Genomic DNA, 25,605 nt, shown 5'->3' with positions numbered 1-25,605 from the left:
TCATTTCTTTTAACAAGTGTTTTATCGCTACTGGCTGGGGCTGCGATGACTCGCCCCATCGAAGGGCTTTTGTAAGACTCCCCCTTCAAGAAATAAGGGAACACGTCATGTCTAAGTGGAGATCCAACAGCCATTACCGGTCCAGTTGGTTCAACTAATGGTTGAGCGGGGGAGCGAGGAGGCTGGCTAAGTTTGCGGCGTCGTGTCGCAACGTCTGCACGAGCACATCCGATACGTCGCCCCCCACTGAACGAAGTTTCACTTTATTATAATCATACAACAAAATCTTTCTAATCCGTGTGATGATAGGAATGGCAAATTAGGACAGTTTTAAAACAAGTTTCGTTATAATATTTTTAGTTATAAACACTTATAATTAAACTGATTTAACGCTTACATTAAAGAGGTGTGATTTATGCAAAATTGTTACTTAGCAGTTGATATTGGTGCATCAAGTGGGCGAGTGATGGCGGGTTTTATCAAAGATCATACATTGCAACTAGAAGAAATTTATCGCTTCGGCAATCAAATGATTGAACGAAATGGGCATCTGTGCTGGGATATTGACCACTTGTTCCAATCAATTAAATGCGGGGTTAAGGAAGCTGTTAAACAACATTATCAGCCAATAAGCTTAGCCATTGATACATGGGCTGTTGATTTTGTTTTACTAGATGAACATGATCAGCTCTTAACGGATGCAATTGCTTATCGCGATCATCGGACAGATGGTGTGATGGAAGAGGTATTTAACACTATTAAGAAGGAAGAGATTTATCAGCGGACAGGTATCCAATTCCAGCCATTTAATACGATATATCAATTGAAAGCGTTAAATGATACACAGCCTAAGATCCTATCTCGTGCTAAAACATTTTTAATGATTCCTGATTATTTAAATTTCCTTCTAACAGGGAAAAAAGTCAATGAGTATACGAACGCAACATCAACACAATTAATTCATTTAGAAACAAAAGATTGGGACGAGTATTTAATTGAAAAATTAGGTCTACCTAGAGCTATCTTTCAATCGATCGCCCTACCTAAAACTTCATTAGGAACCATTAAAACAAATCTAGCAGAAGAGCTTGGCGTGAGTTTTGATGTGGTTCTACCTGCTACTCACGATACAGGTTCTGCTGTGATTGCTGTTCCTGAACAAACAGAAACGATTTACTTGAGTTCAGGTACTTGGTCGTTAATGGGGATTGAATGTGCTGATCCGATTGCGACTGAACAAGCGTTAAACTATAATTTCACAAATGAAGGTGGAATGGATTATCGCTATCGCTGGCTAAAGAACATTATGGGTCTGTGGATGATTCAGGAGGTTAAGCGTTTATACAATGACCAATATAGCTTTTCCGATTTTGTTAGGTTAGCTAAGCAAGCGACTGCTTTTAAATCAATTATAGATGTCAATGATCAACGTTTTTTAAGTCCAGATCATATGATTGAAGCGATCAAAAGTTATTGTCGAGAAACGAAACAGGCAGAGCCATCAACACCAGGCGAGCTTGCTCGAACCATATTTGTCAGTCTTGCCAAGAGCTATCAACAAACGATTGATCAAATCGAATCATTGACAGGTAAACGATATGAGCAAGTCAACATCATTGGCGGCGGCTGTCAAAACCAATTATTGAATCAGTTATTAGCTAATTTTAGCGGTAAGAAAGTATGTGCCGGACCTGTCGAAGCGACTGCATTAGGTAATATTGTGGTCCAGTTACTTAAAGCAAATGTGCTTAATGATCTCACTGAAGCTAGGCAACTAATCAAGGATTCATTTCCAATTATACGATTTAAACCGGAGGGAGTTTAACAGATGACAATTGAACAAAACTATCAGCTTGCCAAAGCGCAATACGAAAAATGGGGAATTGATGTTGAATCTGCACTTGAAACATTAAAACAAGTACCCATCTCAATTCATTGCTGGCAAGGTGACGATGTAAGCGGGTTTGAGGTCGATCAGCAAGAACTATCAGGTGGAATTGATGTGACTGGGGATTATCCTGGCAAGGCGACAACTCCTGAACAATTACGTCAAGATCTAGAACAGGCATTGAGCTTAATTCCAGGTAAACACCGAATTAACCTACATGCTATTTACGCTGAAACGAATGGAGAAAAAGTTGAGCGAGATCAGCTAGAACCAAAACATTTTCAAAATTGGATAGATTGGGCAAAACAGCATCAGTTAGGTTTAGATTTTAATCCTACTTTATTCTCACATCCTAAAGCTGCTGATGGATTAACACTTTCACATCCTAATAAAAATATCCGTGATTTTTGGATTCGTCATTGCAAAGCAAGCAGACAGATTGCCGAATATATCGGGAAGGAACTGGGCACACCGGCTTTGACAAATATCTGGATACCTGACGGCTATAAAGACACTCCGTCTGATCGGTTAACGCCGAGAAAACGATTAAAAGATTCACTTGATCAGATTTTTTCAGATCAAATAGATGAACGTTATAATATTGATGCGGTCGAGAGTAAGTTATTCGGAATAGGATCAGAAGCTTATGTCGTTGGTTCTCATGAGTTTTACCTGGGCTATGCCCTTAAAAATAATATTCTTTGTTTACTTGATACTGGGCATTACCATCCAACTGAAATGGTCTCAAATAAGATTTCAGCTATGCTGTTATTTAGTGATCGTATCGCTTTGCATGTCTCAAGACCTGTACGTTGGGACAGTGATCATGTTGTAACTTTTGATGATGAGCTCAAAGAAATAGGACTAGAAATTGTTCGTAACGACGCATTAGATAAGGTTATGATCGGCTTAGACTTTTTTGACGCAAGTATTAATCGGGTGGCAGCTTGGACAATTGGAACACGGAATATGATTAAGTCACTCTTATATGCTTTATTGATGCCGAATGATCAATTAAAGGCTTATCAAGAACAAGGAAACTTTACCGAGCGTCTAGCTATTTTAGAGGAGTTCAAAACCTATCCATTCGGAGCTATTTGGGATTATTATTGTAAACAAATGAATGTACCAGTGGGAGTAGAATGGCTTAAGCAGGTGCAGCAATATGAACAAGAGGTATTGTTAAACCGATCGTAGCACAGATTTACTACATGCCTGTTATCGAAAAGATGACAGGTCATGTTTAAATAAAATATGTGAATAATTGAACAAAATAAGGAGGAAATTTTAAATGTCAGTCTTGTATGTACCAAGTACGAATTTAGTAGGGAGAGGATGTTTGCAAGAGTTAGCACCGTTTATCGAGGAGTTAGGTTTTAAAAAAGCCCTTGTTGTAACGGATGAGTTTCTTAATCAAAGCGGGATTGTATCTAAAGTAACGGCGCAACTAGCAAAGGTAGATGTTGATTTTATTATTTATGATCAGGTTAAACCAAATCCAACAACGAAAAATGTTCATGATGGAGTCGATATTTTTAAGCAAGAGCAATGTGATTTTATTGTTTCCGTTGGTGGAGGGTCTCCTCAAGATGCTGCTAAGGGGATCGGCCTTGTTGTCACGAATGGAGGCGATGTTCGTTCGTTTGAAGGTGTGAATCAAACAGAGAAAAAAGCAGTTCCAACGGTAGCTGTCAATACGACGGCTGGTACATCGGCAGAATACACGATAAATTATGTGATTACAGATGAAGAACGAGAAGTCAAAATGGTTATGGTCGATAAAAATAGCTTGGTCGCTGTTTCGGTTAACGATCCGGAGTTGATGGTAGACAAGCCAAAAGAATTAACAGCAGCTACCGGTATGGATGCGCTCACGCATGCGATTGAAGCAATCGTAACCCCGGGTGCTTATAAAATTACTGATGCAACAGCGCTTGCAGCGGTTGAAACGATCTTTGAATATTTACCGCGGGCTGTAGCAAACGGTCATGATCTCGAAGCACGGGAGCAGATGGCCTATGTGATGTTTTTAGCTGGTCTTGCTTTTAATAATGCTGGTTTAGGCTATGTTCATGCTATGGCACATCAATTGGGTGGTGTTTATGACTTACCTCATGGTGTCTGTAATGCTATGCTGCTGCCGATTGTTGAACGTGAAAATGCCAAGCGCGATCCAAAGAAATTCCCAGCGATCGCCAAGGCGATTGGTCTAGATATTGCAGGTAAGTCTGAAGCCGAGTGCGCAGATGCTGTCATTGATGCGATCACACAATTATCCAAACAGGTAGGGATTCCAACTAAATTATCGGAATTGGGTGTAGACAAGGTAGACCTCGATAAACTAGCAGAGAATTCAATGAAGGATGCGTGTGCACCAGGTAATCCATTTACCCCTACAAAAGAAGAAGTAATCAATATGTTTAAGGAAATTTTATAATCGGTTATACAAAACATCTAAATGATCAGTGGCGAATTTCATTGCTGTATTCGCTGTCTCGATCTGCTTACTGATCATTCGGTAGTTTAGAATAGAAAAAATGAGGCTTTCACTAAAGTGAGGTACAGTGAGAGCCTCTTTTCTTTACTAGCATCAGCTTCTACTTCTTAATTTAAATAGATGAAACATTTCTCTCAGTTTAAAATTTACAGAGCTTGGCACAAAGTCATCACCTGTCATCGCGATGCTTTATCGGAGGCTTGATTTGCTGACCTTACATTTGTCAGTCTATCTAATAACTTTTAACACTATGAATTATTTATTTCCATTTATTTGAATAAAACAAACTAAAACAAGTTGATTATATTTGTTTTCGTTTGTTTTGTGTTGTATTTTTTGGAGTGGTAAGCTAAAATAAAGATATTCAAAAGAAATGAGGGATACATAATGGATAGTCAAAAAAATAACATATTAGAAGCACCATTTGTTCGTGAAATGATCGAAGTTACCCAAAATATGTGGAGAAATGGTTGGGATGAACGAAATGGTGGTAATGTCAGCTATTTATTAGCAGAAGAAGAGGTCACACACTATTTGGATCCAAGCCAGGTTATCCGTTCAATTCCACTTGATTTCCCTGTGCAACCCTTAGCTAATCGTTATTTTATTGTAACGGGATCAGGTAAATATTTTAAAAATGTAGCCAAAGACCCTGCCAACACACTGGCCATCATAAAGGTTGCTAAAGATGGACGGTCTGTAGATCTGTTGTGGGGGCTTTCAGACGGAGGGAAGCCAACGAGCGAGCTACCATCACATTTTATGAGTCATATCGCCCGTTTAGATCAAGATAACAATCATCGTGTGATTATTCATACCCATACAACCCATGTAATTGCGATGACTTTTGTTCATGATCTATCCCCGAAGGCTTTTACAAAAACATTATGGCAAATGTGTACCGAGTGTGTCGTCGTTTTCCCAGAAGGAGTGGCCTTATTACCATGGATGGTACCAGGAACAGACCTGATTGGAACTGAGACAGCTAAACAAATGGAGAAACATCGCTTAGTCGTTTGGCCTCACCATGGCATATTTGGTGCGGGCGAATCGATCGACGATGCATTTGGCCTTATTGAAACAGCGGAAAAAGCAGCTGAGGTGTATATGTTAGTGGCTTCACACCAAAGTGGAATTAAGCAAACTATAACTGACCAACAATTAATCGAATTGGCAGAAGCCTTTGAGGTCACGCCTAATCCTAATTATATGTAAACTAAAAAGGACTAAGATAACTAACAGATGAGATTAAGAGAAAATCAACTAAGTATTTAAGACTTGGAGTAATTCACGCATAGCGTGATAGGGCGCTACTTCAAGTCTTTTATTATACCGTTTTTTGTGTGATTTTTCTGATCTCTGAGCTTGTTTATTAATAACTGAGACTATTTACACGTTAGTGAGGCAAAGGCAGGAAGGTAAGGAATGGTTGCTTTATAAGAAATACTTAATTATTAAGTCTATTAACCTCTGTTAAATAGGTTCAATGGAGTGGCTTCGAGATTGATTAAGACCATTGAAACCGATACAATGGAGATAACATGTAGGTAAGAGTTAGGTTGATAGTGATTTAAGAAGAGAGGTAGAGCTTAAATATGTTAGTTGCTGAACGTCATCAAAAAATAATCGAGCGTATTGAAGATAAGAAAATTGTTAGAGTTAATGAGCTTAGCCAGTTATTTTCTGTTACAGAAGAGACAATCAGACGTGATCTTGAAAAGCTTGAAAGGGAAGGCTATTTAATTCGAAGTCATGGTGGAGCTGTTTTAAATGAGAGAAGGGAAAGCCATGATCTTCCGTTTGAGCAACGTGAAATTATCCATGTAAAAGAAAAAAGACAAATTGCAGCGATGGCGGTACGTTTTGTAAACCAAGATGATACGATTATTTTAGATGCTAGTACGACAGCATGGTACATGGCACGTATTCTTCCGGATATGCCGCTTACCGTTGTTACAAATGCATTAAAGGTTGCGGCAGAGTTAAGCAGCAAAAAGAAGATAACCGTTATTTGTACAGGGGGTACGTTACTAACCAATTCGCTTTCTTTTGTGGGTCCGTTAGCTAGTGAGGCACTAGATCAGTATTATGTGAATAAAGCATTTATTTCATGTAAAGGCATGAATGTCGAGCGGGGCTTTACTGAGTCAAATGAACAGCAGGCACTTGTTAAACGAAAAATGTTGGAGATAAGTGATCAGACGTTTATGATGTTGGATAACAGTAAAATAAATGTCCAGACTTTCTCAAAGCTGGCTAGTTTAGAAGTAGCAAATTTTTTAATAACGAATCAAGCTTTACCAGTAGAGTTAGAAGCTAAAATTAAGGACCATCATTCGGGATTACAGATGATCAATAGCTCACAAATGAATCATTGAATATTTTTTAATCAGCTAAACCGATAAATAATTAGATTTATCGGTTTTTTGCTAAAATTGAAAAGGGCGGGGTGAAGAGAATATTCGAGAAATAAAAATCCCAACTTTAATGATTGGAACGATCAGTTCATGTCAACGATAGCTTTTAAGAAATTTGAGTTTGTCACTACTAGGTCTTGTAGATTAGATGATACGGTTTTATCAAAATTTTGCTTTATTAGGATATACTAATGAAATAAGGATTGCCTACCAAAAGTTTTGTTCACTGAATGATTGGGTTGCCAATCCATTTAAGCATTTTCCGTTAATAGTGGAAAAGAATTAATCCCATCTAGAGCTGAAACCGCTTTACAATAAAAAGTAGTATGTGAACAAATGGGGTGACACGATGAACACAAGACAGCAGATATTGTTAAAAAAGTTAATAGGTGAACCTAAACCGATTACAGGTGATCAATTGGCGCGCTTGATTCAGGTCACTTCCCGAACAGTCCGCAATGATTTAAAAGAAATGGATAGCGTGTTGGAAGCACAAGATGCAGGAGCAAAAATTGTCTCTGTACGTGCACAAGGCTATCAGCTTGACGTCATGGATGAAGACAAATTTAGAGCATTCATTCAATCCGTAGTTGAAGTGGATAAAAACGTTCCGGTTGAACCAGAGGATCGTGTTCAATATTTAGTTAAGAAATTTTTACTAAGTCCTGGTTATCTAAAAATTGAAGATTTGGCAGATGAATTGTTTGTCAGTCGATCAACGCTTCAAAACGACCTAAAAGATGTGAAAGTCATTCTTGATCAATATCAGCTTGAGTTAGCCAAACGGCCCAATTATGGTCTTAAGTTAGCTGGTAAAGAGAGACAAGTACGCTATGCCATTTCTGAATTGTTATTTAGACGAACGACCATGTCTGAACTTAATCACCAGGAGTGGCTGCTTCCAACCGAACAAATGGAAATGATTTATCAAATCGTATTGCAGCGCTTAAAAGCGGTCCAGCTTAATTTATCAGATATTGCTTTAAATAATTTGGTTGTCCATATTGCGATAGCTTGTAAACGGATTAAAAATGAGCAATATGTTGAACTTGTTAACCAAGATGAAGCTGAAATTCGTGCCAAAAAAGAATATCAGGTTGCTAAGGCCATTATTGAAGAAGTTGAAGCTAGATTGGCGATTAACTTCCCTACTGCAGAAATTTCTTATGTAGCCATGCATTTACTGGGAACAAAGCTGTTTCTGAATAAAAATAAACAGGATATGCAAAACAGCTTTGATCGGGCTATTTTAATGACCGTAGAGAAGATGGTCAAAGCGGTTGAAAAGCAAATGCAACTCGGTATTCTTGATGACCAAGAGCTTTATGCAGGGATTGCCATTCATTTAAAACCAGCTATTCATCGTTATAAACATGGCATGAATATCCGTAATCCTATGCTGGAAGCAATTAAAGTTAATTATCCGGTTGCATTTGAAGCTGGAGTCATTGCTAGTCAGGTTATAGATGAGCAATATGGGATTACAGTAGATGAAAATGAGATTGGTTATATTGCTTTGCACTTTGGTGCTGCTATTGAACGAGCAAAGCTCCAGGTTAAACCAAAGCGCTGTTTAATTGTTTGTACGACAGGGTTAGGGAGTTCCCAATTGTTGCTATATAAGATGCGTGCTAAGTTTGGTAATCAACTTACTATAATAGGTGCGACTGAACTGCATAATTTGTCACAATATGACGAAGAATCGATAGACTTTATTGTTAGCACCGTACCTTTACCTGATTCAATAACGATTCCACATATTGTTATTAGTACATTACTAGGTGACCAAGAATTAGCTAAACTAGAAGAAATGGTGCAGGCCAATGATCGCTCGATTATTGATCGCTATTTAACAAAGGATCTCATCTATCTTAATTTAAAGTTAAAAACACCAGAGCAAGTGATTACCTTTCTAGGAAATGAATTAATTCGGAAGGGCTACACTACTGAGGGCATTATCGAGACCGTGATGGAAAGAGAAAAAGCGGCTTCAACCAGTTATGGCAATTTAGTTGCGATTCCTCATCCATTAGAGGCTAAGTCGGATCGAACCTTTTGGACCTTGGCTACCCTAGCAGAACCAATTGATTGGAGTGGCAATCAGGTACAATTTGTCTGTTTATTACATGTTGCTGATCACAACAAAGAAGGGCTTGAACCAATGTACAAGAGTTTGATTCGATTTGTTGATGATCGTGGTATTATTGACGAAATTTTAGTGACAGATGATGTCAAAACGGTTCTTAAAATTATAAAAAGGATGTAATCATTGGATTACATTCTTTTTTTTGAGGCATAAAAACTAACTAGAGATTGATTATCCAAGTCTAATCAGTCCTCATTTTGCTTATGCTATTTTAATTCCGTTATTAGCGGAAAGAAATTCGCTCTACATTGTTTCCACTTAAAGTGGAAAAATATTCACTTTTTATGAAGGCGCTTTAATATTATCGTTAAGTTAAGATAGGAATCGAAACATGCAGGAGGGATGTCCTTGGAAAATCAAGAGGTTGTGATGGGGATCATTATTCATGGCGGCAATGCAAGAAGTCAAGCGATGCGTGCTATGGCGGCTGCCAAAAATGCGAAATTTGCCGAAGCAGCGCAGTTAATTGAGGAAGCAAACGAAGAATTAAATAAAGCTCACCGTATTCAAACCGATCTTATTCAAGCAGAATCAAGAGGGGATAAAACAGAACTATCATTATTAATGGTTCACGCACAAGATCATTTAATGAATGCTATGACAGTTAGAGATTTGGCTCTTGAGGTCATTTCTTTAAATGATAAAATCAATCAACTTTCAGGAGGGAATTAGGATGAAAAATATTTTATTAGTATGTGCCGCTGGAATGTCAACAAGTATGTTAGTCAACAAAATGGAAAAGGCAGCAGAATCAAAGGGTGAAGAAATAAAGATAGCTGCAACATCAGGGGGAGAAATAAAAAAATATATTGGTGAAGCTGATGTGCTCTTACTCGGACCACAGGTTTCATATCTAAAGGATGACTATACGAAACAATATGGTGGCTCAGATGGCATACCAGTTGAGGTTATTAATAGCCTTGATTACGGAACAATGAATGGCGAAAAAGTATTAAATTGGGCACTAGATTTAATTAATTAAAATAAGGGGAGATCAAAAATATGGGGGAAAAAACACAGAACTTTCAAGCTAAAATCCAACGTGTTGCTGGTAAAATTGGAGAAAACAAATATTTGAAAGCAGTTTCAAATGGTTTAATGTCAACGTTACCAGTAATGATTATCGGTTCATTAGCAACATTATTTGCTAATTTAAACTTTGAAGGTTATCAAAATTTAATTGAAAGTGCCGGAATTAAAAGTATTTTAACGGCAATGAGCACGATGACTATTGATATCGTTGCTTTGTATGCTGTATTTTTCATTGCCTTTAAACTCGCTAGTAATTTAGGTGAGGATGGGTCTGGTGCAGCAGGTGCTGGACTTATCTCTTTAATAAGCTTTATGGTATTAATGCCAATTATTAATACGGAAGATATTCGAGCTATACCTTTTCAGTATTTAGGTGCACAAGGATTATTTGTTGCTATTATAGTTGGTCTAATTTCAGCTCGTATTTATATGGTCTTTATTAATAAAGCATGGACGATTAAATTGCCTGACGCTGTTCCACCTACAGTTTCTAAAACATTTGCAGGACTTATGCCAGCCATTGTCATTGTTATTATGTTTGCTATAGTAGGAAACCTATTTGAACGTACTGAGTATGGAAGCATCTATGCCTTTATTTATACACTGATTCAATCCCCAATGCAAAAGGTTGGTGGAAGTTTCGGAGCCTTAATACTAGTCTTACTCGTTATGCAAATTTTGTGGTTCTTTGGTATCCATGGTCGATTAGTAGTAAATCCTGTATTTTTAAGTGTATGGATGCCACTTGGAGTTGAAAACTTAAATGCAATCAATGCAGGGTTGGAGCCGACCAATATTGTTCACACAGGTTTTTATGCCGTATTAATTGGTATTGGTGGTGCCGGCGCTACCTTAGGTTTATGCATTTTAATGACTTTCTTTTCAAAAAGTAAGCAGTTTAGAACTTTAGGGAAATTGGCATTGCCGGGCACTATATTTGGTATTAATGAACCGCTCATTTTTGGAACACCGCTTATTCTAAATCCAATTATGTTCATTCCTTTTGTTTTTGCACCAATTATATTAGCGAGCTTATCTTACTTCATTATTAGTATTGGGGTATTCCCTATTTTAAATGGAACGCATATTGCTATCGGTACACCGATGATTATGAATGCTTTACTTCAAGGATCTGGGGCGATAGTGATTCTACAATTGATTAATACAGTGATATCAGTTATTATCTATTATCCATTCTTTAAAATAATGGATAAGAAAGCTCAAGAGAACGAGCAAAGCAGTGCAGCATAGAATCCGAAAGGAGTTGAATAGAAGAAGAGAAGGTTTTAGCTTCTCTTTTTCGTTATTATAATGAAAACAAAGAAAAATGTTGTCATGATTGTAGCAGACCAGTGGCGTGCTGATTCAGTAGGTTACGATGGAAATAAGGTTGTTCAGACACCTGAACTTGATCAATTAGCTAATGAAGGAGTAGCATTTTCGAATGCATATTGCCAAAACCCTGTATGTGTCCCAAGTCGTTCTTCTTTTTTAACCGGGTGGTATCCGCATACAAATGGCTATCGAACCATGCATCATTTAATGGGTGATGATCAGCCCAATTTACTAAAAACCTTAAAAAATAATGGTTACCATGTTTATTGGGGTGGAAGAAATGATTTTCTGAAAATCGATGCAGATCATAGTAAATACTACTCAACACGTAGTGATATGTTTTATGAAAAATTTAAAGCTTATAGAGATAAGAAGAAAAACAGTAAGGATACAGTAAAAGAGAAACCAGAATTTTACACGCATGCACCAGGGGTAAAAGAAAAAGTTGTTCACCCTGATGTCGATCAAATTGAAGATGCTATTGAATTTATTAATACTAAAGGACATGGTGACGATCCGTTTTGTATCTATTTAGCGTTAGCTTTGCCACACCCACCGTATACGATAGAACCTGAATGGTTCGATAAATTTGATCTTGAAGATATTCCAGATCCAATTAAGCTGACAGAGGAACAGTGGAGTAAAAAACCAAGCTTAATTCAAGGTATTTATCGGAATCAAAACCTTTATAATTTGCCAGATGAAGAATTGAAGAAAATTAAGCAAATTTATTATGCAATGGGGACAAAGCTAGATCATTATATTGGAAATTTAGTCGATACCCTAAAAGCACAAGGCGTTTATGATGATACGGTTTTTGTTTTCTTTAGTGATCATGGTGATTACACTGGTGACTATCAAATGGTTGAAAAAAACCAAAATACCTTTGAAGATTGCTTAACCCGTGTACCATTAGTGATCAAGCCCGCTAAAGATATCGATTTTGAACCAAGAAAAACAGATGCTTTAGTAGAATTGATTGATGTTCAAGCCACAATTATGGATCTCTTGGGTATTGAACCTGAACATACTCATTTTGGAAAATCACTTCGTGAAGTATTAACTGGAAAGGAAAATGAGCATCGGGATGTCGTGTTCTGTGAGGGGGGGCGTCTAGAAGGTGAAGCTCATGCGATGGATGCAGGACATACACCTGATAATGAATACTGGGCACGGACGACCGAGCAGGAAAAGATGCCACAACATACCAAAGCGATGATGATACGTGATCATGAGTATAAATATGTCTATCGTCTATATGAAGATGATGAGTTTTACGATTTAAAGGCAGACCCAGAGGAACGAGATAATAAAATTGATGATCCTCTGTTTAGTGAAAAAATTCAGCAATTTAAAAATAGAATGCTTCGTCACTTTTTTGAAACAGGTGATGTTGTGCCATTTAAACAAGATAAACGGTTTTAACTAAGGGGCTGGGACAAAACGAAATAGATAGCATGAGAATCTGAACATTTAACGTAGTGGAGAGAAAATACGAAGACTCCGTGGGAACAACACGAACTGTGTGAAGTGCCTTTCTTCACACAGTTAGCTTAAGCCGTGCCCACTGCTAGGGAGACACTGAATTTATGAAGATGTCTCCATTGTGCTGGTAAGTGCTAGGGAGACACTGAATTTATGAAGATGTCTCCATTGTGCTGGTAAGTGCTAGGGAGACACTGAATTTATGAAGATGTCTCCATTGTGCTGGCAAGTAAAAGTGAAGTGTTTTGTCGAAACGGTATATCTCTTTGTCATATTAATGTTCAATCTCATCTAGCTAATTCTACTCTTGTCTCAGGCTCTTTTCCCTTGCGAAAGGCGGTCTCGCTATGATATTAATTTACTTTTTAATTAGTTTTTTAGCTACAGTACTAGGTTCGATAGCGGGTTTAGGTGGAGGCGTGGTTATAAAACCGTTGCTTGATCTGTTAAATCATTACGATGTGGCGACCATTGGCGTTTTATCAGCCGCAACTGTATTTTCAATGTCAATTATTTCATTAATAAAAGCTAAAACATTGAAGATAAAGCTTGATATTGAGGTTAGTTTTTTAATTGCGATCGGATCAATTTTAGGTGGATTACTTGGCAAAGGCGTATTTAATTATCTTATAAATGTTCTACAAATTGAAGAGCAGGTTGCCATTTTTCAATCCGCTTTCCTCGCTTTCCTTATGCTAGTAATCCTGTTGCTGACGATATACTCAGATAAATTTAGACCATTACTTATTAGAAATAAACTCGTGATTATCGCTGTTGGATTGACCCTTGGCATACTTTCAGCCTTCCTAGGTATTGGTGGTGGACCATTAAATGTGGTTGTGCTAGGCTTGCTTTTCTCCATGAAGCCTAAGGAGGCTGCATTTAATTCGATATTTATCATTTTTTTCTCACAATTGTCCTCGTTAATTTTGACATGGTTCGACACAGGTTTTGGAAGCTTCAACTTATCGATGCTGTTTTACATGATTATTGGTGGTATAATAGGAGGATGGACCGGGTCTAGTCTAACTAATCGGATATCAGATAAACAGGTTAGAGCTATCTTCACGATTTCTGTATTTGTCATTTTATTAATTAATATTTACAATGCAGTTGCTTCTTAAAAAACCTGTTTAACTTCATTCAGCAGAAGTCTCTCTCTTCGATAAGTGGTGAGCTGAATACCTATTTGAGATCGATTCAGTAGGGTTCGAATCCGGATGAATCAAGTTAAAGCTTTCGGCGGATGCCATAGGTTCCAGCGGAAATCTAGCCAGTGAAGCCCGATAAAATCCGAGCAAATACGCCAAGGCACATGTATTAGCACTTCGGGGATGCTAAATGACTTCTTTAAGTACGAGTATTTACAAGCAAAGGATGAGAAAAAATGGACAAAATAAAGAAAAAGCCTACGATTGCGGGTGTAATGTGGAAGACGGTCTCTGAAGCTTGTAATCTAGCTTGTGATTATTGCTATTATAGTAGTTGTGGTGGTAAGCCAGGGAAAATTAATCGAGTTGATGAGGATGTCTTAGAGAAATTTATCATCGAATATATGAAGATAAAGCGGAGAGCTGTCCCCTTTGCCTGGCAAGGTGGAGAGCCATTGCTTGCTGGACTTGACTTTTTTCAGAAAGTAGTTGATTTGCAAGCTAAGCATGCACCGAGAAATACAATGATAAGTAATGCAATTCAAACGAATGGAACATTAATTACCATGGCTTGGGCTCAATTTTTTAAAAAATATAACTTTTTAGTTGGTGTGAGTATTGATGGTCCACAAGTCATGAATGATCGACGACGTGTAACAAGTGCAGGAGGTGGTAGCTTTAATGCTATCATGCGGGGGATTAATCATTTAAGAGAAGAAAACGTCGATTTTAACATCTTAACAGTTATTCATGAGGATAATGTCAGTCACGCTCAAGAGCTGATGGCGTTTTTTGATGAGCAAAACTTTTCCCATGTTCAATTTATCCCATGTATGGATTTTCGAGCTCAAGATATCAATCAACCACCTCGATATCATATCAGTCCAGAGCAATATGGTCAGTTTCTATGCGAGTGCTTTGATTATTGGTATAATGATGGTTTTCCAAAAATGTCGATTCGGTTCTTTGATAACATGTTAGCAGATTATTTAAATCAATCAGCTGAATTGTGTACACACATGGAGTTCTGTCCAACTACTTTGATTCTTGAGCCGAATGGTGATGCCTATCCTTGTGACTTCTTTATTCATGATGATTATAAGTTAGGAAATATTAAGACACATGCATTGGAAGAATTGATCGATCATCCAACTATGAAACGCTTTTTAACCAAAAAACCTAATTTACCTGAGGCGTGTCAATCGTGTGAATTTCTGTCACTCTGTCATGGTGGGTGTCCTAGAAATCGTTCAGAGATCGAGCCAAATCAGACAGAATACTTCTGCGAAAGCTACCAAATGATTTATCGTTATGCGGATCAACGGATGCAAACCGTCGCTGAGAATATTAGAGGAAAAAGTATTAATGAATACGTAAAGCTAGGCCACCCATTACCTAATCGAAATGATCAATGCTTGTGTGGAAGCGGCAAGAAATTTAAACAGTGTTGTATGAAATTAATAGAAGCATGATCTAACATAATCGTTGGATAAGCTTTTTTAGCTAATTTAAGTGATCTATACTTAATAGTAAGATATAAAATCAGGAGGGATAAAAGATGGCTTTACCAAAAGATTTTTTATGGGGCGGTGCGATTGCAGCGAACCAAGCAGAGGGAGCATATAAGGAAGATGGAAAAGGATTAGCGTTGGTTGATATTTTACCAGCAGGAGGAGAGAAGCGTTGGGATGCGTTAGCACATCCGCAAAAGGCACTCCAGACTACTTATGATCATTACCCAAGTCACGAAGCGATTGATTTTTATCACACATATAAGGAAGATATTAAACTCTTTGCTGAAATGGGCTTTAAGGTTTTTCGAACGTCCATTTCATGGCCACGAATTTTTCCAAAAGGAGACGAAACAGAACCAAATGAAGCAGGATTGGCTTTCTACGATGAGCTATTTGATGAATGCTTGAAATATGGCATTGAACCATTAGTTACACTCAATCACTTTGATACTCCGCTTTATTTAGCCACTGAATATGGAGGCTGGCGTAATCGTAAGCTAATTGAATTCTATGAGCGCTATGCCAAAGTTGTACTAGAGCGTTATAAAGATAAAGTGAAGTATTGGCTGACATTTAATGAAATTAATATGCTACTTCACATTCCATTTTTTGGCGGTGGATTGATGATTGATGAAGACGAGAATGCGGATCAAGTGAAATTTCAAGCTGCGCATCATCAATTGGTCGCGTCAAGCTTAGCAACAAAAGCAGCTAAAGAAATCAATGGTGATAACTTTATGATTGGCTGTATGCTAGCGGCGGGAGAGGTTTATCCGTATTCATGTCATCCAGATGATATGCTTAAGTCTATTAAAGAAAATCGGAAGCAATATTTCTTTATTGATGTACAGTCACGAGGTGAATATCCTTCGTATACTAAGCGAATGTTTAAAGAACTCGGTGTCGAACTTGAAATAGAACAGGGTGATTTAGAAATATTAAAAATGTATCCAGTTGACTTTATTTCGTTCTCTTATTATTCATCACGTTTAACGAGTGCTGATCCTGAAAAGTACAATGATGGAACAGCTGGGAATGCCTTTAAATCTTTAAAAAATCCTCACTTAGAAGCATCGGAATGGGGTTGGCAAATTGATCCTGTAGGTCTACGGGTAACGATGAATAATTTGTATGATCGTTACCAAAAACCGCTCTTTATCGTTGAGAATGGATTAGGTGCGGTGGATAAGCTCGTAAATGATACGGTTGAGGATGATTATCGAATTGAGTACATGCGAGAGCATCTCAAGCAGATGATCGAAGCAGTTGATGATGGTGTTGATCTACTTGGCTACACATCATGGGGATGTATAGACCTTGTCAGCGCAGGAACTGGAGAAATGAAAAAACGTTATGGCTTCATTTATGTTGACCGTGATAATGAAGGCAATGGTACTGGCAAGCGTTATAAGAAAAAATCGTTTGACTGGTATAAAAAAGTTATTGAAACCAATGGGGATCAACTATAATTTAATATAAAAAACATGCTAGGGGAACTTAGCATGTTTTTTACACTTGTAGATAAAGACGAGAAATAATCATGAGATAAAGGGGACATATTAATGCCATTAGGACCGATTACTAATGCCTTATCCGTTCTTTTAGGAGGACTATTAGGTGCGATATTTCGTAATAAAATACCAGATAGGTTAAAGGTTAATTTACCCCTTATTTTTGGGGTTATTGCTATCGGCATGGGCGTGCTATTTATTGGTGAAACCAATCAATTGCCACCTGTTGTACTTTCTTTAGTTATTGGCAGTGTAATAGGAGAATGGTTTAAATTAGAAAAACGGATTGAATTATTCGTAGTAAAAATGAAGAATTTGCTACATAAGGAAGGATCACAACAAGAACTAACCGTTTCAACTGAGTTTATGGAAAAATTTGTTGGCGTTATGATTTTATTTTGTGTAAGTAGCACGGGTGTGATTGGTGCCTTAAATGAAGGAATGACAGGCGATCCCTCGATTTTACTGTCCAAATCTTTCTTAGATTTCTTTACCGCTGCGATCTTTGCCACAACTTTAGGTTATATGGTTAGCATGATTGCAATTCCACAAATTATGGTACTATTGGGACTATTTTATAGTGCGAATTTGCTTCTCCCTTTTGTCAACGCAGAGCTAATTGGAAATTTTTCAGCTGCAGGTGGTATCATACTATTGGCTACTGGGTTTAGAATAACAGGTATCAAATTTTTCCCTATTGCGAATATGTTACCGGCATTAATTATTGTGATGCCAATTTCTTATCTTTGGATTTCGTTTTTCTAATCCAGCATTCTGCATATAAAGTGAAAGTTCGTTCAGTGGGGGGTTCCTTTCCTCGCTGAACGTTAGTTGAACCAATCGGGCCGTTACTGGTTGTTGGATTTTCCACTTAGACATGACGTGTTCTCTTATTTCTTGAAGTGGGAGTCTTACAAAAGCCCTTCGATGGGGCTGGTAATCGCAGCCCCAGTCAGTTACACTGCGATAAAGTATAGATTACCTTACACTAGTCTTAAATAATTGAAACAATCAAAAAAGCTGTATATGATTATATAAGAAGGGGTTTAATGAATAAGGGGGAAGTTAAATGGAAGATCAGAAACGATCATGCTGTCATGTCTCACGCGAAGCATTTGGACAAGTAGAAAAGATTAACAAGGAGCAAGAACTAGAAAAAAATCACCAAGACATTCATTTCTTTGAAAAGATGACCTTATTGGATGGGGGTCATTTTATAATGGGAACTAATGATGAAGAAGGTTTTCCTGCTGACGGTGAAGGTCCAGCCCGAGAAGAATATGTAGATGCTTTCTACATCGATACGTATACGGTGACCAATGAAGAATTCTCAAGTTTTGTTGCAGAGACGGGCTACCAAACAGATGCAGAAAAATTCGGTTGGTCATTTGTTTTTGATGCACTCGTTCAAGACAAAAAAAGTCCTGCAGTTCGAAAGGTTCCAGGTTTGGGCTGGTGGTATGCCGTATCGGGGGCATCTTGGAAGCAACCTGAAGGAGAGGGAAGCTCTATTGCTGACAGAATGGATCATCCTGTCATTCATATTTCATGGAATGATGCACAGGCATTTGCAGCATGGGCAGGCAAACGACTCCCTACCGAAAAGGAATGGGAGTATGCGGCAAGAGGAGGACTTGTCCAGAAGAAATATCCATGGGGGGATGAGTTAACGCCGAATAATCAGCATTACTGTAACATATGGCAGGGCGAATTTCCATTGCATAATACAATGGATGATGGTTATCTTGCTACGGCTCCAGCGAAGTCATTTCCGCCCAATAATTACGGATTGTACAATGTCTCTGGGAATGTGTGGGAATGGTGTCAGGATTCTTTTGCAGTCAATGGTGTAACGAAACCAAATAGCCGTGTAATGAGAGGTGGCTCATATTTATGTCATCATTCTTACTGTAATCGTTATCGTGTTGCTGCGAGGACTTCCAATACTCCAGATAGCTCATCAGGGAATATGGGGTTTCGCTGTGTAGTTAGTCGTTAATGAATGGTTTAGATAAAATATCGAAACGTTTCTAGGATTCAAGCGTAGTTGAATTATTCACGATTCAGCTACGCTTTTTCTAGTTTAAATAACGGCCCGATTGGGATAAAAAACCCCACTAAACGAAGTTTCACTTTATCTTAAATAATTTAGTTTACAAAGTATTAAAATTCACGTATGCTATTTTTGTAAACGTTTTCAGAATATATTTGGAGGGTTGATATGGAATTAATATTAGAACAATTTGCTAGTTTGAGCTTGTTAAATCAATTCTGGATTACACTATTTCTCATCATTCCAATGGTGCTAATTGCCAGAACTGTTGTAGCAGGTACTCGATATTCCCCTATTTTAATCATTGTTATTTTTGGCTTGGCGATGGGTTATTTATTTGTCCAGACAGGCATTGCAGAACCGGGCATTGCTACCTATCCAATGGTTAATATGGTGGCATCCTCGACCATTATTGCTTTAGTTGTATCTTTTTTTGTTGGTGGTCAAGAATTAAGAAAAATGTTGGCTAAAAAATCTTTAACGAATAGAGAAATGGTCACGCCATCTGCTGATGAAGCTGTCTTAGGTACCACACGGACTCAAATGTTTATGATTATCCGTTCATTCTTCTTACTGATTGGAATTGAAAGTGCCTCACGCGTGTTCATTGGTACGAGCACAAGTGCACTACATGATGTTTATCCACTTATTGCATACATCGGCATTATTGGTTCAATTATTATTATCGATAATAAAGCAACGATTACCAATAAACCATTATACATAAGAAAAGGTATTGTTGAAATTGCTGCCATCATCTTTATTTTATACCTCTCTTATCAAATTGCGGAAGTAATCGAGCCTGTAATTGCTTTACCACAAATCTTTTTTGCGATGGTTATTTCAGCTGCAGCTGGAGCTATTTTGTATCGCTGGTCATTCGGACCAACGATTAAAGCCCTTTTATTTGCTGGTATTCCTGTTGTACTTGCGGGTAACTTCATGGTCGGTGGCTCACGTATTGGTGAAGCCTTCACGATTGAAGGAATGAATTCAGTGCTAGCGTATGGATTCTTTGGCCAGCTCTTCTTCATGTTTGCAGGTGTAGCGCTAATGATGTTTTTTGGTAAGACCAATCATGTACGTAATTTAGCCCCTGGTATGGCAGGGTCTCTATCGCACTCGGGCTTAACAGGTGCATGTACAGCAGGTGACTTAGGTGAACAAGCAGCCAGTCGTGCTCCGATTATGATTAATATCCCATTCTTTGGTCATATTTTTGTTTTTTCTATTCTAGCTGTAAGTGTTAACCGTGATGCACTTTGGCTTTGGCCAGCATTAATAGTTGTGGGGACTGGGATAATACTAACTACATTAGCCATGCTCCAAATGCGAAAAGCCGAAGGCGTAGAGTCTCAAGAAATTAAGGCATTGATGTTGTTCTCTTTTGGCTGGCAACTCGTTGCCGTTTTCGGTGGTTTGTTATTATTAAGTTTAAGCTCAATTCCATTTAACTACAGTGGTATGGCACAGGCATCAGCCATTTCACATTTTGGTTTGTTTGCTGCTATTCAGGAAGGAATGTTTGGAGCTGAGGCAGCGAGCATGATCCCATTTATCTTCTCAATGCCGTTTTTAGTCCATCCGGTTGTCTTCTTTATGTTTGGTAAAGCAATGAAGGACGGAGGAACGATGTCAACAAAAATCGTTTATACGATCAGTTTAATTGGCTTAATTGGAATTATTGCCTCGCTTTTTATTGCAGTATAACTGGCTGATAGACTTCCACTTTAGAAATAAGGGAAGACGTCATTTCTAAGTGGGGGTTTCAACAGTCAATAACGGTCTGATTGGGTTCAACTAACGTTCAGTGGGGAAAAAACCCCCACTGAACGAAATTAAGACACCATAAAAATGAGGAAGTCGCTTAATTAAAACGACTTCCTCATTTCTTTGAAAGCAGAGCAATCATAAACGGTTAGCTCATAAGTGACTGCTGTTCGAAAATTGTTCTCTATTTATAAATTATTTCCGTTATAACTAAGTATCATTTAAATATAAGTGCAAGGTAAGCATCAAAGCTAAATTTGAAAGATCGATAAAATGAATTCCTCTAAAAAAAACTACCTCGTTTAGGCTAGAAAAAACTTGTCAAATTATCTGGTGCCTCATTCCATATGCCAATAATGAAGTAGACAAGCACTAATGTTACAAACGTAATGGCTAAATAAGTTTTGCCATATCCTTTAATAAATAAAAAGAGACTAATACATGCAGCAAAAAAGAAAAACAATCCAGCTGCAAGTATAGCTAGAGTTGACATAAGGTCACTCCTTTCAATCAAGTCGAAACACACATTTTATAATTAATTACCGACTGATTCAATGAAACCATATTCCTTTTCTATTATATAACCTTTGTCAAGCTATTGTAAAATTGTCATCAAACGCTAACAAATGTAACAGACAAGAATTAATTCAGGTAAACAGTTCCAAGTAGTTTTACTTCATTCAGCAGAAGTTTTCCACTCTATAAGTGGTGAAATGAATGCAAATAATTATTCCATTCAGTCAGGATTCAACCCCCGTTGAATCAAGTTAGATGTCACCGATTTTCAGTAAAAATGAATCGAGCCAAGTAAAATCTAGACGCAAAGCGCCAAGACGTATTTGATTATGATTTCTGAATAGATTAATCTTTTTTAGACGTGCTATAATGGCTATAAATGAAGTGAGGAAAGGAGCGGAAAAGATGAAATATCATCGCTTCTTGTATTTAGCGGGTTTTCAAGGAGGACTATTTGGTTTATTTCTTGTATTCACATGCTTAGTTTATGGACTAAACTGGCTAACTGTCATGGTCCTCTTGTTATTAATCGTAGGAACCGTAGCGAATGTCATATTTTATTATTATTTTAAGAAAATCCACCTTAACAGTAGTGGTGAGCCGCATAAAGGATAAGGTTATTGAGGAGTGTGAAAAAATGGACGCATTAGAGGTTCTTGAGAAAATTGACCTGATTAAGCCCGCCTTCCAACCGATTATTAGTGCGGTGACACATAAGGTTGCAGGCTATGAGTTATTTGCTCAATTGGTTGAAGAGGGAGAGTCTAAATCACTGGAGCACTTCTTTCTAGATGAGGAAGTGCCAGATGAAATTAAGTTAGAGGTTGATCAATCCGTACTAAAGCTTGCTCTGGCAGAAATACAACAGGATGACTCAACTTTTTTATGTATTAGTCGTACAGCTCAAGAACTATTCATCAAAGATGGTGAGCCTTTGTTAGAGTTGCTTAACACATTTAATGATAACGGTTTTCCTCCACAGCGAATTGTATTACAAATTACAGAGCAGGACTTAGAACAATACTATAATCAGTTATATCACTTGTTGCTGTATTATAAAAACTGTGGTATTCAAATAGCAATAGATCAGCTTGGCAATAAAACCTCCAATCTTGATCGAATTCGCCAGCTTGAGCCGAATATTCTAAAGATTAACACGCGTGTTATTGGTAGCTACGAAGCAGAAGGCTATGATGATATTATGTATTCATTTGAAATGCTGGCCGAGAGAATTGGAGCGGCCTTGTTATTTGAAGATATTGAAGATGATTTTTTACAATATTTTGCTTGGAAGCATGGTGGGAGATACTATCAAGGCTACTACTTAGCTGACCTTCATTTAGAGAGGCTCGAAAAGGTTAGGATGAACGTTAATGTGCCTGAGGTTACCTCAATGTTTGTTAATCGCCAAAAGGAGATCGTTGAGCACCGTTTAGAGCTCATTCTTGATTGGGAGCAACGCTTAACTGAGCTAACGGAAAGTTGGAATAGTTTAGACGAGATTGTTACCTTTTTGACAAAGGCAGGTCAATTATTCGATAGCGAAAGCTTCCGAATCTACATATGTGATAGCAATGGACGTCAGGTATCTCCTAATTATCATAAGAAAGATAATCACTGGGTAATCGAGGAGGGTTATCAAGGGTCAAATTGGGCATTTCGACCTTATTTTCTAACCAACATTATGGAGATACAGCATTGGAATCGTGCCATGCTATCGGGGTTATATGCCGATATTGAGACCCGTGAGCGTATTCGAACATTAAGCTTTCCTTTACCTAATCATTACTTTATCTTCATTGACATGTCGTATAGGTTTTTGTATGAAAATGATTGTTTGTTAAGCTAAAGGAGGATAGAGCGGTCGACCGAAAGGAAAGATGTTTGACATAAAACATAACATTTACCTGTTATTCATTAGAATAGTTTAAAATGAGCTAAGTTAAATACAAAAGTAAAATAAGGAAAACAAGGGTTGGATATAACTGAGTCAGATTCAGTTATATCTTTTTTTTTAGAAAATTTTATCGCAGTGTAACTAGCTGGGGCTGCGATTATTCGCACCATCGAAGGGCTTTTGTAAGACTTCTACATTAGAAATAAGTGAACACGTCATGCCTAAGTGGGAGATCCAACAGCAAGTAACGGCCCAATTGGTTCAACTAACGTTCAGTGGGGAGGAGAGGAAGTCGACGTCGTATCGCAACGTCCGCATTAGCACATCCTATGCGTCGATACCACTGAAAGAAGTTTCACTTTATTTTGCTGTAGATATGTAAAAATATACCTCATATTTACTTTAACTTAGCAGTAAAATGATCGATATAATCTATGTTAAGAAAAAAATGCACCTTGGCGTATTTGTGCCCAAGTTTGATCAGGTATGCTCGATACATTTCCGTTGAAAATCTATGGCATCCGCCGTAGGCTTTAAATTGATTTAGCCAGTAACCCCACTGAATCAATGACAAATAGGCATTTAGCTCACCACTTTTCGAAGAGAGAGCCTTTTGCTGAATGAAGTTAAATTATTTCTATATAATTACACTTTAACTGATGCTATACTGGAGTAAAAAAGGACTAGAAAGAAGGGAAGAGTGTTTCATGCGAATAACAGGCAAGTTAATTGGTGGAATTATGATCATCGTGACCGCTTTAGTTATAGTTGGAATGATAGCTGTTTTTTCATTATACAGAATTAATGCTAACGCAGATCGAATGTATCAGGAGCGTGTCATTCCGTTAGGCGAATTAAATGATATTGTAAGATTAGCAGAAAATACGCGGGTTAATATTATATCAGCGGCATTATTTCGTGATCATTCTTACGCTGATGTTGCATTAAGTAATATTGACCAAATTGATACACATATTGAGGCATATAAAGCGGCGCCTTTAACTGATGATGAACAACAACTATTAAACGAATTCCAAGTGAATTGGAATAATTTCATTGATTTAGTTGAACGTAATATGACTTTGTTAGAAAATAGCCAGTTCCAAGCGGCTCAACAAGGGATTCAAGAATCTACAGTCTATTATAGTCCGGCAAGTGGCAATTTAGCTTCATTAAATGTATTGAACCGTGAACAAATTTTGCATTTAAATGAACAGAATAATAAGGCTTTTCATCTCACTCTCATCGTGATGGTTGCAACGTTGGTTGGTGCTACGATCCTGGCTGTCATGATAGGAATTATTTTAGGACAATCTATTGGTAAGCCACTTAAAAAAGTTGCCAATGAATTAGAGTCTGTAGCGCAAGGGGATCTAAGTGGGAAACCATTAGTCACGAAAAGACGAGATGAAATCGGCATGTTGTTTAATGCCACAAATCTGATGCGTACAGGTGTTCATCAAGTTTTACAACAGATTAAGCAGGCAACCGAACAAGTCACAAAACAAGCAAGTGTTTTGAGCCAATCCGCTCATGAAGTCATGGAAGGAAGCAAACAAATTGCAACGACGATGGAAGAACTATCTGATGGTGCAGAATCACAGGCTGATCATGCTTCACATTTAGCAGAAATGATGGAAGGCTTTAAAGGGCAAATTAATCAGGCAGATCAAATTAGCCAGCAATCTGCAGACCATGCTAATCAATTACTAAGTTTGACTAATCAGGGTGCTACTTCGATGGAGGCATCGGTTAAGCAGGTCAAAGAGGTTTATCATATTGTAACAGATGCCGTTGAGAAGGTAAGGCATTTAGACCATGAATCCCAACAAATCACTAAGCTTGTTGAAGTGGTTTCAGATATAGCTGAACAAACTAATCTACTTGCGTTAAATGCAGCGATTGAAGCAGCTCGGGCAGGTGATCACGGACGGGGATTTGCAGTTGTAGCCGATGAAGTAAGGAAGCTTGCAGAACAAGTGGCAAGATCAATCGAAGAGATTACAGAGATCTCATCAAGAATTCAGTCTGGCTCAAATTCGGTAGCTAAAGCCTTAGAAGAGGGGTATCGACAAGCTGATAATGGAGCGAAACAAATCACAGATACAGGACGAGTATTTAATCAGATGAATGATGCATATGAAACCATCGATGGACAGCTAAAGCATATCTCTTCAGAATTAGGGCAAGTTGTAAATATGACAGCAAAAATGCAGGCTGAGATCGAAGAAATTGCCTCGGTTTCTGAACAGTCTGCGGCTGGGGTAGAAGAGACTGCTGCATCATCGGAACAGTCGTTAGGGACGATGGAAGAGGTATCAAGCGCAGCAGAGCAGCTGTCTAAGTTAGCCAATCAATTAGAAACAACAGTTGTTAAATTTAAATTATCATAA

At 37.9% G+C, this 25,605-nt stretch carries 20 protein-coding genes; 19 read left to right on the top strand and 1 reads right to left on the bottom strand.

Annotation, left to right across the window (positions count from 1 at the left end):
* Positions 1 to 415 precede the first annotated feature (415 nt).
* The 16 genes from rhaB (at position 416) to ASE01S_RS06350 (ending at position 20,739) form a co-directional block, all read left to right on the top strand.
* Positions 416 to 1,825, top strand: a complete 1,410-nt coding sequence (rhaB, locus tag ASE01S_RS06425) for a rhamnulokinase (protein ID WP_067840104.1) — start codon at positions 416 to 418, stop codon at positions 1,823 to 1,825.
* Positions 1,826 to 1,828: 3 nt separating this feature from the next.
* Complete coding sequence (gene rhaA, locus ASE01S_RS06420) at positions 1,829 to 3,085, top strand: L-rhamnose isomerase (protein ID WP_067840102.1); 1,257 nt, start codon at positions 1,829 to 1,831, stop codon at positions 3,083 to 3,085.
* A gap of 94 nt (positions 3,086 to 3,179) precedes the next feature.
* Entirely contained in the window at positions 3,180 to 4,325 is a 1,146-nt protein-coding gene (locus tag ASE01S_RS06415; RefSeq protein WP_067840100.1) for an iron-containing alcohol dehydrogenase, read from the top strand.
* 447 nt (positions 4,326 to 4,772) lie between these two features.
* A complete protein-coding gene (rhaD, locus tag ASE01S_RS06410; RefSeq protein ID WP_067840098.1) occupies positions 4,773 to 5,600 on the top strand; it encodes a rhamnulose-1-phosphate aldolase in 828 nt (275 codons plus the stop codon).
* A gap of 380 nt (positions 5,601 to 5,980) precedes the next feature.
* On the top strand, positions 5,981 to 6,763 hold the full coding sequence (locus ASE01S_RS06405; protein WP_067840096.1) for a DeoR/GlpR family DNA-binding transcription regulator: 783 nt from the start codon (positions 5,981 to 5,983) through the stop codon (positions 6,761 to 6,763).
* Positions 6,764 to 7,151: 388 nt separating this feature from the next.
* Positions 7,152 to 9,068 (top strand): BglG family transcription antiterminator, encoded by a 1,917-nt coding sequence (locus tag ASE01S_RS06400; protein ID WP_067840094.1) that lies wholly within the window; start codon positions 7,152 to 7,154, stop codon positions 9,066 to 9,068.
* 228 nt (positions 9,069 to 9,296) lie between these two features.
* Positions 9,297 to 9,620 (top strand): PTS lactose/cellobiose transporter subunit IIA, encoded by a 324-nt coding sequence (locus tag ASE01S_RS06395; RefSeq protein WP_067840092.1) that lies wholly within the window; start codon positions 9,297 to 9,299, stop codon positions 9,618 to 9,620.
* Between the two features lies 1 nt (position 9,621).
* A complete protein-coding gene (locus tag ASE01S_RS06390; protein ID WP_067840089.1) occupies positions 9,622 to 9,930 on the top strand; it encodes a PTS sugar transporter subunit IIB in 309 nt (102 codons plus the stop codon).
* Between the two features lie 20 nt (positions 9,931 to 9,950).
* Positions 9,951 to 11,231 carry a PTS sugar transporter subunit IIC gene (locus ASE01S_RS06385; RefSeq protein WP_067840087.1) on the top strand — a complete coding sequence of 427 codons (1,281 nt, stop codon included), beginning with the start codon at positions 9,951 to 9,953 and terminating at the stop codon, positions 11,229 to 11,231.
* Positions 11,232 to 11,315: 84 nt separating this feature from the next.
* A complete protein-coding gene (locus ASE01S_RS06380) occupies positions 11,316 to 12,740 on the top strand; it encodes a sulfatase family protein (RefSeq protein WP_245630333.1) in 1,425 nt (474 codons plus the stop codon).
* 407 nt (positions 12,741 to 13,147) lie between these two features.
* Positions 13,148 to 13,924 carry a sulfite exporter TauE/SafE family protein gene (locus tag ASE01S_RS06375; RefSeq protein ID WP_067840082.1) on the top strand — a complete coding sequence of 259 codons (777 nt, stop codon included), beginning with the start codon at positions 13,148 to 13,150 and terminating at the stop codon, positions 13,922 to 13,924.
* Between the two features lie 263 nt (positions 13,925 to 14,187).
* Positions 14,188 to 15,423, top strand: coding sequence for an anaerobic sulfatase maturase (locus ASE01S_RS06370; RefSeq protein ID WP_067840080.1), 1,236 nt, complete (start codon positions 14,188 to 14,190; stop codon positions 15,421 to 15,423).
* An 86-nt stretch (positions 15,424 to 15,509) separates the two neighbouring features.
* Positions 15,510 to 16,934 carry a 6-phospho-beta-glucosidase gene (locus tag ASE01S_RS06365; protein WP_067840077.1) on the top strand — a complete coding sequence of 475 codons (1,425 nt, stop codon included), beginning with the start codon at positions 15,510 to 15,512 and terminating at the stop codon, positions 16,932 to 16,934.
* Positions 16,935 to 17,027: 93 nt separating this feature from the next.
* On the top strand, positions 17,028 to 17,741 hold the full coding sequence (locus ASE01S_RS06360; RefSeq protein ID WP_067840075.1) for a DUF554 domain-containing protein: 714 nt from the start codon (positions 17,028 to 17,030) through the stop codon (positions 17,739 to 17,741).
* A 304-nt stretch (positions 17,742 to 18,045) separates the two neighbouring features.
* A complete protein-coding gene (locus ASE01S_RS06355) occupies positions 18,046 to 18,975 on the top strand; it encodes a formylglycine-generating enzyme family protein (RefSeq protein ID WP_067840073.1) in 930 nt (309 codons plus the stop codon).
* 222 nt (positions 18,976 to 19,197) lie between these two features.
* Positions 19,198 to 20,739, top strand: a complete 1,542-nt coding sequence (locus ASE01S_RS06350) for a hypothetical protein (RefSeq protein ID WP_067840071.1) — start codon at positions 19,198 to 19,200, stop codon at positions 20,737 to 20,739.
* A gap of 367 nt (positions 20,740 to 21,106) precedes the next feature.
* Here the strand turns inward: ASE01S_RS06350 and ASE01S_RS06345 are convergent, their stop codons facing one another.
* A complete protein-coding gene (locus tag ASE01S_RS06345) occupies positions 21,107 to 21,292 on the bottom strand; it encodes a hypothetical protein (RefSeq protein ID WP_067840068.1) in 186 nt (61 codons plus the stop codon).
* 428 nt (positions 21,293 to 21,720) lie between these two features.
* Between ASE01S_RS06345 and ASE01S_RS15975 the strand changes: the two genes are divergently transcribed.
* From ASE01S_RS15975 to ASE01S_RS06330, 3 genes are all read left to right on the top strand, one after another.
* Positions 21,721 to 21,930, top strand: coding sequence for a hypothetical protein (locus tag ASE01S_RS15975; protein ID WP_067840066.1), 210 nt, complete (start codon positions 21,721 to 21,723; stop codon positions 21,928 to 21,930).
* 22 nt (positions 21,931 to 21,952) lie between these two features.
* Positions 21,953 to 23,164: an EAL domain-containing protein gene (locus ASE01S_RS06335; protein ID WP_067840064.1), complete on the top strand. Its 1,212-nt coding sequence runs from the start codon at positions 21,953 to 21,955 to the stop codon at positions 23,162 to 23,164.
* A gap of 755 nt (positions 23,165 to 23,919) precedes the next feature.
* A complete protein-coding gene (locus ASE01S_RS06330) occupies positions 23,920 to 25,605 on the top strand; it encodes a methyl-accepting chemotaxis protein (RefSeq protein WP_067840062.1) in 1,686 nt (561 codons plus the stop codon).

Origin of the sequence: Amphibacillus sediminis NBRC 103570 (genome assembly GCF_001552275.1) — a bacterium.
GTDB classification, from domain to species: Bacteria; Bacillota; Bacilli; order Bacillales; family Amphibacillaceae; genus Amphibacillus_B; species Amphibacillus_B sediminis.
This window is presented reverse-complemented; position numbering and strand designations above follow the sequence as displayed.

Coding starts and splice junctions, on each gene's coding strand:
- ASE01S_RS06405 (WP_067840096.1), top strand. CDS start 5,981: ATGTTAGTTGCTGAACGTCATCAAAAAATAATCGAGCGTATTGAAGAT.
- ASE01S_RS06350 (WP_067840071.1), top strand. CDS start 19,198: ATGGAATTAATATTAGAACAATTTGCTAGTTTGAGCTTGTTAAATCAA.
- rhaD (WP_067840098.1), top strand. CDS start 4,773: ATGGATAGTCAAAAAAATAACATATTAGAAGCACCATTTGTTCGTGAA.
- ASE01S_RS15975 (WP_067840066.1), top strand. CDS start 21,721: ATGAAATATCATCGCTTCTTGTATTTAGCGGGTTTTCAAGGAGGACTA.
- rhaA (WP_067840102.1), top strand. CDS start 1,829: ATGACAATTGAACAAAACTATCAGCTTGCCAAAGCGCAATACGAAAAA.
- ASE01S_RS06400 (WP_067840094.1), top strand. CDS start 7,152: ATGAACACAAGACAGCAGATATTGTTAAAAAAGTTAATAGGTGAACCT.
- ASE01S_RS06415 (WP_067840100.1), top strand. CDS start 3,180: ATGTCAGTCTTGTATGTACCAAGTACGAATTTAGTAGGGAGAGGATGT.
- ASE01S_RS06390 (WP_067840089.1), top strand. CDS start 9,622: ATGAAAAATATTTTATTAGTATGTGCCGCTGGAATGTCAACAAGTATG.
- ASE01S_RS06375 (WP_067840082.1), top strand. CDS start 13,148: ATGATATTAATTTACTTTTTAATTAGTTTTTTAGCTACAGTACTAGGT.
- ASE01S_RS06360 (WP_067840075.1), top strand. CDS start 17,028: ATGCCATTAGGACCGATTACTAATGCCTTATCCGTTCTTTTAGGAGGA.
- ASE01S_RS06385 (WP_067840087.1), top strand. CDS start 9,951: ATGGGGGAAAAAACACAGAACTTTCAAGCTAAAATCCAACGTGTTGCT.
- ASE01S_RS06355 (WP_067840073.1), top strand. CDS start 18,046: ATGGAAGATCAGAAACGATCATGCTGTCATGTCTCACGCGAAGCATTT.
- ASE01S_RS06365 (WP_067840077.1), top strand. CDS start 15,510: ATGGCTTTACCAAAAGATTTTTTATGGGGCGGTGCGATTGCAGCGAAC.
- ASE01S_RS06345 (WP_067840068.1), bottom strand. CDS start 21,292: ATGTCAACTCTAGCTATACTTGCAGCTGGATTGTTTTTCTTTTTTGCT.
- rhaB (WP_067840104.1), top strand. CDS start 416: ATGCAAAATTGTTACTTAGCAGTTGATATTGGTGCATCAAGTGGGCGA.
- ASE01S_RS06335 (WP_067840064.1), top strand. CDS start 21,953: ATGGACGCATTAGAGGTTCTTGAGAAAATTGACCTGATTAAGCCCGCC.
- ASE01S_RS06330 (WP_067840062.1), top strand. CDS start 23,920: ATGCGAATAACAGGCAAGTTAATTGGTGGAATTATGATCATCGTGACC.
- ASE01S_RS06380 (WP_245630333.1), top strand. CDS start 11,316: ATGATTGTAGCAGACCAGTGGCGTGCTGATTCAGTAGGTTACGATGGA.
- ASE01S_RS06370 (WP_067840080.1), top strand. CDS start 14,188: ATGGACAAAATAAAGAAAAAGCCTACGATTGCGGGTGTAATGTGGAAG.